Here is a 12798-nt window from a genome sequence, read left to right on the forward strand (position 1 = left end):
GATGACGATTCACGAGGACGCCCCGCCGGGCCCGACCTTCGCCGATGTCCTCAATGGACTGACCTTCGGCCGCAAGGACGAGACCGCCGGGTCGCAGACGCCGGCCCCCTCGCCGCGCCCGGCCGAACAGCCGGTGCCGGTGCTGGTGGAGATGCCCGACGACGATCCCGCGATGGTCCGGCCGTACGCCTGGACCGGCGGGCGCACCAGGGCAGGCGCGGAGATCCGGGTGGAGGCGATGATCTCCACCACCCCCGGCCTGGACGAAGAGGGCCTCGCCCAGGTCGAGCACCGTTCGATCGCCCGGCTCTGCCGTGCCCCGCGCTCGGTCGCGGAGATCTCGGCGGAGCTGGACATCCCGTTGCAAGTGGCCAAGATCGTGCTCGGGGACATGGTCGCCACCGGACTGGTCATCGTCCACCGGACGACCGGCCTGTCCGGCGGATCGTCGCATCTCGCGCTGATGGAAAGGGTTTTGGGTGGACTCCGCCGGCTTTAGCCCCGCGCAAACAGTGATCCCGACGATGACGTCCGTGAAGATCGTGGTAGCCGGCGGGTTCGGGGCCGGCAAGACCACCTTCGTCGGCTCGGTCTCGGAGATCATGCCGTTGACGACCGAGGCGGTGATGACCGAGGCGAGCGTCGGCGTGGACGACCTCGACTCCTCCACGGGCAAGACCACCACCACCGTCGCGATGGACTTCGGCCGCGTGTCGCTGGACACCGACCTGATCCTGTACCTGTTCGGAACCCCTGGGCAGCAACGGTTCTGGTTCATGTGGGACGACCTGGTGCGGGGTGCGATCGGCGCGGTCGTGCTGGCCGACACCCGGCGGCTGGCCGACTCGTTCTCCCCGGTGGACTTCTTCGAGGAGCGCGGCCTGCCCTACATCATCGGCCTGAACTGCTTCGACGGCGAACTGCACCACAAGGTCGACGACGTGCGCGAAGCCCTCGCCGTCGACCCCCAGGTGCCGATCGTCCGCTGCGACGCCCGCGACCGCGAGTCGACCAAACAGACGCTCATCACGCTGGTGGAGTACTCCGTTGAGCGCTGGATCGCCGTCAACGGCGTCGCCGCCCACTAGTTCCCACCTATCGGCACTATCGCTCAGCGGGCGTTGGCCCTACCCTGCCGGGACATGAGGCTTCCTCACGTTCTCCTGGCAATGGTGCTGGGGGCGGGAATCGTCACTGTGCCGGCCGCCGCTCTGGCATCCGCGCCGGTGAGCTGGGCCGGGCCGTTGAGCACGCGCGGCCGCTACATCGTCGACGCGAACGGCGACCGGTTCAAGCTCAAGTCCGGCAACTGGCACGGCGCCAGCGGGACGTGGAACGGGTCCGGCGACGTCGACGACCCGGCGAACCACCACGCCGGGGAGAAGGCCGACCAGGTCCCGCTGGGCCTGGACCGCGCGCCGATCGAGTCGATCATCGACGGCTTCGCCGAGCTGGGCGTCAACAGCGTCCGGCTGCCGTTCTCCAACCAGATGATCCACGACACGCAGCCGGTGCAGCTCGCGCGAAACCCTCAGCTCAGCGGGAAAACGCCGCTGCAGGTGTACGACGCCGTGGTGGACCGGCTGACCGCGCGCGGCATCGCGGTGATCCTCAACAACCACACCAACACCTCGCGCTGGTGTTGTGGCGTCGACGGCAACGAGCGCTGGAACACCAGCCAGTCCGTGCAGCAGTGGCAGGACGACTGGTTGTTCATGGCCCGCCGGTACCGTGCGAACAAACGGGTTGTCGGCGCGGACCTGTACAACGAGGTGCGCCGCAACGTCTGGGACGACCCGAACTGGGGCTGGGGCGACGACCACGACTGGCAGCTGGCGTCGCAGCTGGTGGCCGACCGGATCCAGCTGGAGGCCAACCCGGACCTGCTGATCATCGTCGAGGGCATCAACTGGACCGGCATCCCGGTCGACGGGTTCCCGCATGGCCGCCCGACCCTGGAGCCGGTGCGCAACCTCTCGCACACGTTGATCGACTCCGGGAAACTTGTTTACTCTGCCCATTTCTACGGCTACACCGGTCCGAACCACTCGGGCGCCACCGGCATGGGCGAGACGCACGACCCGCGCTACCAGGACCTGTCGCCGCAGGAGATGCGGGACGTCATGTACCGTCAGGCTTTCTACGTCGCCGCCGAGAGCGGGCACTTCCAGGCGCCACTGTGGATCAGCGAGTTCGGCGTGGCCGGCCGGGAGAACACCGACCCGAAGTCCCGCGACTGGTTCAACCGGTTCGTCGACTATCTCATCCAGACGGACACCGACTTCGCTTTCTGGCCCCTCGTCGGGTTCCACGAGAACCGGACCGGGAATGGCTGGGCGTTGCTGCACTGGGATTCCGCGGGGAACCGGATGGGCGTGTACGACGGGGATGACTGGCGGGAACCGGCCTGGACCCGGTTGATCAACGCCCCCAGCCGGACCGGGCAGGTCCCTTCGGTCGAGCGCTGGAACATGCTGAACCTGGACCACGCGGACTTCCAGCAGTCCCGGAACGTTCGTGCGTTGGGTGACTGGGATTCCGGCGCTCGTAAGGGAGTCTGCCCCGACGGTGAGCGTCTGGCCGGGCTCAGCCACACCGGCAACCGTGGCCTGTGCACCAGTTCCGAGCCCGTCAACGGCTATGTCGTCGTCCGCGATGAGTCCTATGTGGATACCGACTGGGCGTCCGGATACACGAAGTTGCAGTGCCCGGCCAACAGCTTCCTCGTTGGCTACGCCGTGAAGGGCGCGGCGTTGGACGCCGCCTTGTGCGGGAAGACGACTTCGTTGGGGCGCAACGGGCGGACGGTGTGGTTCGACCGCGGCGACAACCGGCCCTCCGGCAACCCGGGCGGCGATTTCGCCTACGGCAACTACAAAGGACAGTGCGCCCAGGGCGAGTACGTCGCCGGAGTGGCGTACACCGGCCGGTTCGGCTCACGCAGGACTCCGGACGCCTTACTCTGTAGGGCATGAAGGACGTCATCCTCGCGGTACACGGCGGTGCGGGCAAGAAGGCACCAGCGGATCTGGAAGACGCTTACCGAGCAGGGATCGAGGAGGCCCTGCGGGCAGGTCAGCGCGCTTTGGACAACTGTGTGGACGCGGTGGAAGCGGCCGTGCTGGCGCTGGAGGACAACGAGTTGTTCAACGCCGGCAAGGGGTCCGTGTTCACCGCGGACGAGGGCCACGAGCTGGACGCGTCCATCATGCGTGGCTCCGACCAGGCCGCGGGGGCGGTCGCCGCTGTCCGAAGTGTCCGCAACCCGATCGCGGCCGCACGCTTGGTGATGGAGTCCACACCGCACGTTCTGCTGGCCGGGCTGGGCGCGGACGACTTCGCACTGAGCGCAGGTCTTGTCACCGTCACGCCCGACTACTTCTCGACCAAGCACCGCTACCAGCAGTTGATGGAGGTCAAGGGCACGGTCGGCGCCGTCGCGCGGGACACTTCGGGCGCGCTGGCCGCGGCGACCTCAACCGGCGGGATGACCAACAAGCTCACCGGCCGGGTCGGCGACTCCGCCGTCATCGGCGCCGGGACGTACGCCAACTCCGTGGTGGCCGTGAGCGCGACCGGTGACGGCGAGGTGTTCCTGCGTGGGATGGCGGCGGGCACGGTCGCGGCGCTGATGGAGTTCGCCGGGATGGACGTGACCGAGGCCGCTGCCGAGGTCGTGTTCACCCGGCTCAAGGCGCTGGGCGGGACCGGCGGCCTGATCGCTCTTGATCGAGAAGGAACCCTGGCGAGGCCCTATTCCACGCCCGGCATGTTCCACGGCTACCTGACCGCGGACGGCACCATCGGCTTCTTTGGGTGAATCGCGGTGTGACCTGTCTCGCCTGCAGGGCGGTACCGGCCGCGTTACCCTCTGGTAACTCGAGCTGAGGAGGTCAGGGATGCGTTCGCCGAAGGACTTCTTCCGGCCGTTGGCGCTGGGCGCGCCGCAGCCGGTGCGGGAGATCCCGTTCCGCCCTTCGCGTGCGCTGCACTTCTTCGACCCGGGCAACCCGAAGATGGCCGCCAAGGTGCCCGACCTGGTGCCGCAGGTGGACGTGCTGGTGGGCAACCTGGAGGACGCCGTCCCAGCGGACCGCAAGGAGGCCGCGCGGGCCGGGCTGGTGCGGATCGGCAAGAGCACCGAGTTCGGCGACACCCAGCTGTGGACCAGGATGAACAGCCTGGACTCGCCGTGGGCGCTGGACGACCTGCTGACCCTGGTACCGGAGATCGGGCACAAGCTCGACGTGGTGATCGTGCCGAAGGTCGAGGGCGCGCAGGACATCCACTACGTCGACCGGCTGCTGGCCCAGCTGGAGGCCAAGGCTGGGCTGGAGCGGCCGATCCTGGTGCACGCCATCCTGGAGACGGCGACCGGGGTGGCCAATGTGGAGGAGATCGCGGCCGCTTCCCCTCGCATGCAAGGGATGTCGCTCGGCCCGGCGGACCTCGCCGCGAGCCGGCGGATGAAGACCACGCGGGTCGGCGGCGGTCACCCTGGCTACCTCGTGCGCAGCGACCCGACCGGTGCGGACATCACCGTGGGAAGGCAGACCTACCAACAGGATCTGTGGCACTACACGGTCGCGCGGATGGTGGATGCCTGCGCCGCCAACGGGATCCTGCCGTACTACGGGCCGTTCGGCGACATCCGGGACACCGTGGGCTGCGAGGACCAGTTCCGCAACGCGTTCCTGCTGGGCTGTGTGGGTGCGTGGAGCCTGCACCCGGCGCAGATCAAGATCGCCAAGAAGGTGTTCTCGCCGTCGCCGCAGGACGTGGCGTGGGCGCGCCGGGTGATCCGGGAGATGGGCGACGGCACCGGAACCGTGATGATCGACGGCAAGATGCAGGATGACGCTACCGTGAAGCAGTGCCGGGTGGTCGCCGAGCTCGCCGACCAGCTGGCCGCCCGGGACCCCGAGCTGGCCGAGGCGTACGCCCTGGCTGAGAAGGACTAAGCGATGGCACGACGTTCGGTTCTGTACATGCCGGGCGCGAACGAGCGCGCGTTGGAGAAGGCGCGCTCGTTGCCCGCGGACGCGTTGATCCTCGACCTGGAGGACGCGGTCGCGCCGGACGCCAAAGTGGACGCTCGCAAGCGTGTGTGCGAGGCCGTGGGGTCTTACGGCACAAGGGAAGTCGCGATCCGGGTGAACGGGTTCGGTACCCAGTGGCACGAGGACGACCTGCGGGCCGCCGCCGAGGCCGGGCCGGACGCCGTGCTCGTGCCCAAGGTCAACTCCGCAGCCGAGGTGCACGCGATTGAGCGCGCCCTGGAGGACGCGCCCGACCGCACATCGATCTGGGTGATGGTGGAGACGCCGATCGCGATGTTGCGCGCCTACGACATCGCTGCAGCCAGCGAACGGCTGTCGGTGCTGGTCATGGGTACCAACGACCTGGCCAACGAGCTGCGGGCGGACCACGTTCCGGGGCGCGCGCCGCTGCTGACCGGGCTATCGCTGTGCCTGTTGGCCGCGCGGGCCGCGGGCAAGGACATCGTCGACGGCGTCTACAACGACGTGCGCGACATGGCCGGGTTTGAGGCGGAGTGCTTGCAGGGCAAGCAGTTCGGCTTCGACGGCAAGACGCTGATCCACCCGTCGCAGATCGAGCCGTGCAACCGGGTGTTCGCGCCGTCCGAGGACGAGATCGCCCGGTCCCGGCGGATCATCGAGGCCTTCGAGGAGGCTCAGCGGGACGGCCGCGGAGTGGTCACTGTGGACGGCCGGATGATCGAGAACCTACACGTGGACAACGCCCGGCGCATTCTCGCGGTGGCCGATTCGCTCAGGTAGCAACAGGGAGATCCCACACGCGAGCGCCAACGCGATGGCGCTCAGGGTGAACGGCGCGTTGACCGCACCGAACACGGCTGGACCGATGGACTGGCCGAGCAGGCGGACGAACACGACCAAGCTGGATGCCGTACCGAGTTCGTTCTCTCCCACGGTGTTCTGCACGGCCGCGACCGGAACCTGCATGAGCTGGCCGATCCCCAGTCCGAACGCGGTGACGTAGAGGAACGTCAACAGGATTGGCGTGCCCGGCTGGAGGGTCGCGCACATCGCCACGGCCGCGGCGGCGATCGCGGCGCCGATCACCGGGAAGATGCGGTAGCGGTTGAAGCGGGCGACAAGATTGCCCGTGACCAGGAGGCCGGCCAGCATGCCGAAGATCATTGGCATCATGTGCAGGGCGGTGTCGGTGGCGCCGAGCTTCTTGGTGATCCGGAAGTAGAGCGCGATGTGGAAGGACATGCCCAGCATCGCGAACCCCGCCACCAGAGAGATCGCGCTCGCGGTCTGGAACACCCGTAGTTTCAGGAGGTTCGGCGGCAGGATGGGTTCCTTCGTCCTGCGTTCCCACCAGAAGAAAGCCGCGATGGCCGCTGCTGCTAGTGCTGCGAGCCAGATGTGGTTCCACTGCAGGAACATCAGGAGGCATCCGATGCCGGCAATGATGAGCGCTGCGCCGCCGTAGTCGACTTTGAGTCCTTTGGGGACGATCTGCTTGGGCAGGCTCTTGGCTAGCAGTGCCAGGGCGATCAGTCCTAAGGGGAGGTTGATCAGGAACGCCCAGCGCCAGTTGACGCCGTCGGTGAACAACCCGCCGATCATGGGGCCCACAACCAGACCCAGCAACGCCAGGCCGCCGATATACCCCGCGTATTTCGCACGGTTCTCCGGTGGCGAGACCTGCGCGGCGATGACCGTGGCGGTGTTCATCAACCCACCCGCGCCAAGCCCCTGTACGCCACGGAAGATGATGAGCCCGGTCATGCTTCGCGCGAGTCCGCACAACAGGCTGCCCAGCAGGAACAACGCGAGCGCGAACAACATCACCTTGCGGCTGCTCGCGATGTCGGCGAGCTTGCCGTAGACCGGCCCGGTGACTCCGAGCGTGAGCATGTAGACGGTCAGCACCCACTGGCTGTCGCGGAGACCGTTGAGCGGATCCAGGTCCCTGATGATCGAGTACATCGCCACGTTCACGACCATCATGTCCGTCGCGGCGAGCAACACCGAGATCATCAAAGCGAGCAGGACCACTCTAACACTGTTAGAGACCATGTCGCCATCCTGCCTCTAACAGTGTTAGAGTGTCAACCGTGCCCCTCGAACGAGACGAAGCGGTCCGCGTCGCCCTCGACTTGCTGGACGAGGTCGGGCTGGATGGCCTGTCCCTGCGCAAACTCGCGGCAAAGCTAGGTGTTCAGGCTCCGACCCTGTACTGGCATTTCAAGAACAAGCAGGACCTCATCGACGAGATGGCCGCGCAGATGATGGCTGGGGAGGCCCTACCGCCGCCGACCTCGGCGTCCTGGGACGAATGGCTTTCGTGGATGGCCCGCAACATGCGTGCGCTGATGCTCGCTCATCGGGATGGGGCGTTGTTGCACGCCGCCGCTCGGCCTGCTGAGGGTGGGTGGGAGGCGGTTGAGGCCATTGTCGCGATGTTGCGGGCGGCGGGGTTCTCGCAGGAGGACGGCCTGCATGGGCTTGGTGTGTTGACTGACTATGTTCTGGGCGCCACTTTGGAGGAACAGGCTGGGGTTACGGCTTTTCCTGTTGAGGATCGGGTGGGGATGGGGATTGAGCTGATCCTTGATGGGATGCGTGCTCGCTTGGCCCGCGCGTGACTCTCGTCGTGGCTTCTCGGCTATGCGTTGCCTCTAGGTGGGGTTGTCCTCGCCGGACGGGCAGCGCCACCCAGAGGGGATGAGGGGCCGTGCCCTCGCCCTCCGGTATGGCCTGCCCGGAGGGAACCACATCTGTCAAGTGGGGCCTGGCTTCCAGCGTTGTGCCGGTCCGTATGGCTTGCGTGGGCGGTTGCGTTGCGTTGGCGGAGCGGCGAGTTCTTTTTGGCCCCACTTGACAGATGCGGTTGCGCAAGCGCCAGGCCATACCGGAGGGCGAGGGCACGAAGATCACGTGTGCGCTGGCGCGCCGAAGCGCTGAAGTGGGTTGCGCGTTGCGGGGCGAAGTCCTGGATGACTGTTTGGTTGTGCGTGTTGCGGGGCGGTGAGCTGGGGTGGGTCGCTGAAGTGGGTGAAATGCTTGTGCGGCAATGCTTTTCGTTCCTTTCGGCGGTAGTATGGGGGTGTGGAACTTCGTGGTGATCTTTGGCGGGTTGGTGATACCGAGATGGTGTCGCTCGCTCAGGGGATCGCGGGGGAGGTTTGGCGGTTGTATGCGCGGCTGGTGGAAGTTGTGTCGCACATGGACAATCGTGGGACCGGGACGAATCTGGGGTACTCCAATACGGTTGCGTTGCTGGTGCATGTGTTGCGGATCTCTCCGCGGGAGGCGAAGCATCTGGTTGCGCAGGCTTCGGATCTGTTTCCGGGTGTCACGCCTACCGGTTCGGTCACCGAAGCGTTGTTGCCGCAGACCTCCGCTGCGTTCGCCGCTGGCGATATCAGTTCCGAAGCTGTGGATGTCATCCGCAAGACCTTGAAGGACCTGCCGGATCTCGAGCCGGAGAAGCGGGTGCTGGCCGAGTCGGTCATGCTGGAGCAGGCTGCTGAGGACGATCCCAATGCGTTGGCTCGGTTTGGTGCGCGGGTGCGCACCATGGTCGATCCGGATGGGCCGCCGCCACCCGATCCCGAACCCGCGCGCCAGACCCAGGTCTTCAAGTACCGCGACCGCCGTGATGGCAGCCTTGAGCTGTCCGCCGTTGTCGCCGCCGAGAACGCTGGACCGCTCCGGGTGATGATCAACGAGTGCGAACGGCCCCGCCTCGGCGACACGGAGGACACCCGCACGTTCAGCGAACGTCTGGGCGACGCCTTCGCCGAGCGCATCCTCAAGCGCGCCGCGAACTGTCCGGACATGCCGATGGGGAACGGGCTGCGCACCGAGGTCGCGTTCACCATCGCCTTCGAGGACCTCAAGAAGGGCCTCGACGACCGCATCCTGGTCGGCGATGACATCTACACGACCGCGCGGGAGGCACGGCGGATCGCGTGTGACTGCCACATGTTCCCCGCAGTCCTCGGCAGCCGCTCCGAACCCCTGGACGTAGCAGTACCCGCCTACACCACCCCGGCGCACATCCGGCGGGGACTTGTGTTGCGGGACAAGGGCTGCGCCTTCCCCGGGTGCTGCAAACCCGCGAGCGTCTGCGATGCCCACCACATCCAGCATTGGGCGGACCAAGGCGACACCCGCCTCGACAACCTCGTACTCCTCTGCAAACACCACCACCGCCTCATCCACAACAGCGACTGGGCCGTCACAATGGTCAACAGACGCCCACAATTCACACCCCCCACCTACATCGACCCCCAACGCCGCCCCAGAACCAACTCCCTCCGAAGACCCCTCCCCACCGCGGCATAACAGGACACACCACGATCGTCGGCGCACCATCCACCCCGGCCGCGCCTCCGCACCTCCGCACGCCCCTGCCCTGGCGGGCCCCGCGCCTCCGCACTTCCCTGCCCAGTCCTGCCCTGCCTGCCGGTCCGCGCCTCTTGCGCATGCCCATACCCTTGCGCGTGCCCGCGCCACAGGGGTGCCCTTCGCGTTCTCTCCCTCCCTCTTGGCAGGCCATACGGGAGGGAGAGAACGCGCAAAGCAGCCCACCCCAAAGGATCCGAAGGATCCTGATCCCTTGCCCCTCTTGGCGGCCTGCCGTCCGGCGAGGACATCTTTTCGCAGCACCTACCCCACACGAGGGATACTGCTGTGAACCTCCCCGAGATGCTCAACCCGAGGAGAAGGCAGCCCGGCGTCCGCGATGGCCTTCAAGAAACCGTCACTCTGCGCGAACTCGACGGCCTCGTCGTAGGACGGACAGCCGTCGAAGACGCTCAACCCGTGGAAGGTCACCACGGAAAGGTGCAACTGCAGCGACTCCACAGGGAAGTCCTTCATCATGGTCTCGTACCCGGCCAGAATGCGCTGGGGATCGCCGGCGAAGTGGTAGGCAGTCAGATACATCTCAACGTCCTCTCTGGGTGTTTACCCCAAAGGCGTGAGATCCGCCCTCACAGTGTGAGATTCAGGGCGGCGTGAGATCCCAGGTCTGCGGTGTCTCCGGGTCGTACACACAGAACGTGCCCGTCCGCACGGAGCTCGCCAAATGCCGCCCCAGCGCCGGATGAACCTTCCCGATCCGGTCAATCGTCGCCCGGATCCGAGCAGTCACCGCCGACCGGGCCCGCTCAGCGGAAGAACCCGACCGCCGCACCCGCCCACCCAACCCATAAGCCGAGCTCAACGACGTAACAAGAGCATCCCGCTCAGCGGCGATCCGCGCCGACCGCTCCACATCCCCAGCGGAATCGGCCTCCTCAGCCGCCGCTGCGAGATCCACCAGCCGCTGCTTGTACGCGGCCCGAGCAGTGGCGTCGAGCACCTCACCAGTCGACCCCGAAGACACCACCGAACCGGCGAGATCCGCAGCGGCGATCTCCCGACCAGGCTGCGACAGCAACCGAGCGAGGTCCTGCAGGCCCTTGCTGGCGGTCAACCGGACGGTCGAACCACCGAAGCCGACCACCCACACATCCCCATCCCGCCGGAACACATTGCCGGAAGCCACCGGAGCACCCAGCAACGCAAGGAAATCACGCACCGGCCCGCGCATCACGGCGCCGATTCCCTCCACCACCTGAAGATCCGCGTACGGCTCCAGCCACTCCCGCACCTGCGCGGCCACCGGATGCGGCCCGGTCAGAGCGACCAGATCGGCGACCTGCGCGAGCATCGACAGCCACTCGGAGTCGCGCGGCGCGGCAGCCAGCAAAGGCGCCACAGTGGACAGTCGAGCGCGTGCCTCCTCCACCCGACCCGCCCTGGCCGCGATCAACGCCATGGTCACCCGAGGCCAGACACCGCCGACCTGCTCCAGCCCGAACTCCTCGATCAGGACATCCACGGCGTCCAGATCCCCCAGCTCAGTCAGCAGATACCAGCGCTGCGTGCCGGCCAGTATCGCCGCGTTGTGGCTCCCCGCCTGGCGTCCCAGTTCCTCGGTCTGCGCAAGGAAAGTACGGCAGTCGTCGTACCGTTTCTCGGCCAGCGCGCGCATTCCCCGCCACAACGGCACGAACCACTCGTACTGCGGCTGCCCCAACGGCTTCGCGGTGGTCTCGAACGCGAGCATCTCGGCATCCGCCTGCCCACCGGTCTCCAGCAACGCCACGACCCGCAACCGCCGCCCCAGCAACTCCAGCCCAGGATCCCGGATCTCCCGCGCCACCGCGATGATCTCCGACGACCACGCCAACCGATCCGCGCAGAAGTCAGGACCCGGCCGCGCGTCGCACATCGCCGCCAACGCCTGCCCGATCGCCGACGGCGAGTCGCAGTCCCGCGCGATCCGCACAGCCTCCTCGGCCAGGGCGATCCGCCGCTCCTCAGGCTCGATCAACGACGTGGCAATGGAAAGCCGAGCGGTGACCATGGCCTTGAGCTCACCCTCGGCCAGCTGGGCCCGAGCCCGTTCCAGCAAGTCGACCTGCGCCCGGTCAAGCAGGTCGACCTCGAAACTCCCCAACCCCAGCGCCGCACGCGCCAGCAGATCCGGCCGGTCGTCCGCCACCGTTGCCGCGCGCAGGAAATCCTCCCGCGCCCCGTCCCGGTCACCGGTGCCGAGCCGCGCGGTTCCCAGTGCTACCAACAACTCCGGCGCGGTGATCGTCTCCGCCGCACGCGTATACCAAGTCACGGCGTCGTCGTACGCGAGCAACCGAGCGGCGTCGTCTCCTGCCTGCCACGCGTACTCGGCGGCCGCTTGGGTGTGCTCCGGCCCGGCCAACAGCAGGTGATGGGCAACCTGAGCGTTGCGTTCCTCCTGCCGGGCAAGCACTTCCGCCGCTCGCATGTGGACACTCGCGCGCACGTCCGGCGGCATGCTCTCGTAGGCCGCGTCCCGGAGCAACTGGTGCGGAAAACTCGCCACCCCAGGTTCGATCCGCGCCAGCAACCCCGCCGAGGCCGCGTCAGCCAGCATCGCACGCAGCTCACGGATGTCCACAGTGAGCACTTCGGCGAGCACATCCAGTCCAAACCGGACACCCAGAACCGCCGCCGTGGTCAGGGCTTGCGCGGTCTTGGGCGACAAAGCCGACAGCCGCGCGGCCACCGCGGTCCGCACTGAACTGGGCAGGTCCTGGTCGTAGCGGATGAGTTCGGTGACGTAGAACGCCTCACCGCCGGTCCGGGCGAAGATCGAGGACACCTCGTCATCCAGCGGACGCCGCCCGGTGGCCGACTCGACCAGGGCGCCGATGTCCGTCCGGCTCAGCGGCCCGACCGGCAGCGACGTCGCCTGCCCATGCAGCGTCGCCCGCGCCGCCACCCGGTCCTGCCAGGCGAGGTCGTCGTCCCGCGCGGTCGCCAGGAACACGATCTTCGAGGTCCGCGCGGTCGCCACCAGCTCGGTGAGCAGCCGCAACGACGAAGCATCAGCGTCGTGCACATCGTCCAGAACGATCAACAACGGTGCGTTCGCCCGCAGCACGGACGCGATATCGCCGGTCAGCTGCCGCCGCGCGCTGTCAGGGTCGGTCGCCTGCCCCGCGGTACTCAACGACGCGTCGAGGTCCCGAAGGATCCGCGCCCAGGGCTCGAGCACACTCCCAGCCGGGTGACACCAGGACCACACGACCCGGTACCCGTCGGCCTGGCCGGCGACCTCGGCCGCGATCCGCGTCTTGCCCGCGCCGGCCGGGCCGGTCAGCAGGACCAGGCCGCCGCGCGGCGCGGCCAGCGCGGCGCCGATCTCGCCGAGCACCGCGTCGCGGCCGACGAAGGGCAGCGGGCGCACCCGCCCATTGCA

At 67.5% G+C, this 12798-nt stretch carries 11 protein-coding genes; 8 read left to right on the forward strand and 3 right to left on the reverse strand.

The window, feature by feature from the left end:
* Position 1 precedes the first annotated feature (1 nt).
* From AB0J95_RS30225 to AB0J95_RS30250, 6 genes are all read left to right on the forward strand, one after another.
* Positions 2–499, forward strand: a complete 498-nt coding sequence (locus tag AB0J95_RS30225) for a DUF742 domain-containing protein (RefSeq protein WP_364765144.1) — start codon at positions 2–4, stop codon at positions 497–499.
* 25 nt (positions 500–524) lie between these two features.
* Positions 525–1088, forward strand: coding sequence for an ATP/GTP-binding protein (locus AB0J95_RS30230; protein ID WP_364765147.1), 564 nt, complete (start codon positions 525–527; stop codon positions 1086–1088).
* A 54-nt stretch (positions 1089–1142) separates the two neighbouring features.
* Entirely contained in the window at positions 1143–2975 is a 1833-nt protein-coding gene (locus tag AB0J95_RS30235) for a cellulase family glycosylhydrolase (protein WP_364765150.1), read from the forward strand.
* On the forward strand, positions 2972–3820 hold the full coding sequence (locus AB0J95_RS30240) for an isoaspartyl peptidase/L-asparaginase (protein ID WP_364765153.1): 849 nt from the start codon (positions 2972–2974) through the stop codon (positions 3818–3820). Before AB0J95_RS30235 ends, AB0J95_RS30240 begins: the two co-directional genes overlap by 4 nt.
* 79 nt (positions 3821–3899) lie before the next feature.
* Complete coding sequence (locus AB0J95_RS30245; RefSeq protein WP_364765154.1) at positions 3900–4961, forward strand: CoA ester lyase; 1062 nt, start codon at positions 3900–3902, stop codon at positions 4959–4961.
* A 3-nt stretch (positions 4962–4964) separates the two neighbouring features.
* Positions 4965–5801 (forward strand): CoA ester lyase, encoded by an 837-nt coding sequence (locus AB0J95_RS30250; protein ID WP_364765155.1) that lies wholly within the window; start codon positions 4965–4967, stop codon positions 5799–5801.
* Here AB0J95_RS30250 and AB0J95_RS30255 read toward each other — a convergent pair.
* The gene (locus AB0J95_RS30255) at positions 5748–7076 is read right to left on the reverse strand and encodes an MFS transporter (protein ID WP_364765156.1); all 1329 of its coding nucleotides are present in this window, start codon (positions 7074–7076) and stop codon (positions 5748–5750) included. The genes AB0J95_RS30250 and AB0J95_RS30255 overlap by 54 nt on opposite strands.
* Positions 7077–7114: 38 nt before the next feature.
* On the opposite strand from AB0J95_RS30255, the gene AB0J95_RS30260 reads away from it, so the two are divergent.
* The gene (locus AB0J95_RS30260; RefSeq protein ID WP_364765157.1) at positions 7115–7645 is read left to right on the forward strand and encodes a TetR/AcrR family transcriptional regulator C-terminal domain-containing protein; all 531 of its coding nucleotides are present in this window, start codon (positions 7115–7117) and stop codon (positions 7643–7645) included.
* A gap of 505 nt (positions 7646–8150) precedes the next feature.
* The gene (locus AB0J95_RS30265) at positions 8151–9350 is read left to right on the forward strand and encodes a DUF222 domain-containing protein (protein ID WP_364765163.1); all 1200 of its coding nucleotides are present in this window, start codon (positions 8151–8153) and stop codon (positions 9348–9350) included.
* Positions 9351–9674: 324 nt separating this feature from the next.
* On the opposite strand, the gene AB0J95_RS30270 is transcribed toward AB0J95_RS30265, so the two are convergent.
* Both AB0J95_RS30270 and AB0J95_RS30275 read right to left on the reverse strand, forming a co-directional pair.
* Positions 9675–9953: a hypothetical protein gene (locus AB0J95_RS30270; RefSeq protein ID WP_364765166.1), complete on the reverse strand. Its 279-nt coding sequence runs from the start codon at positions 9951–9953 to the stop codon at positions 9675–9677.
* 61 nt (positions 9954–10014) lie between these two features.
* Positions 10015–12786 carry an AAA family ATPase gene (locus AB0J95_RS30275; RefSeq protein ID WP_364765169.1) on the reverse strand — a complete coding sequence of 924 codons (2772 nt, stop codon included), beginning with the start codon at positions 12784–12786 and terminating at the stop codon, positions 10015–10017.
* Between the last annotated feature and the right edge of the window lie 12 nt (positions 12787–12798).

It is taken from the genome of Actinocrispum sp. NPDC049592, assembly GCF_040675465.1.
Taxonomy (GTDB): Bacteria; Actinomycetota; Actinomycetes; order Mycobacteriales; family Pseudonocardiaceae; genus Kibdelosporangium.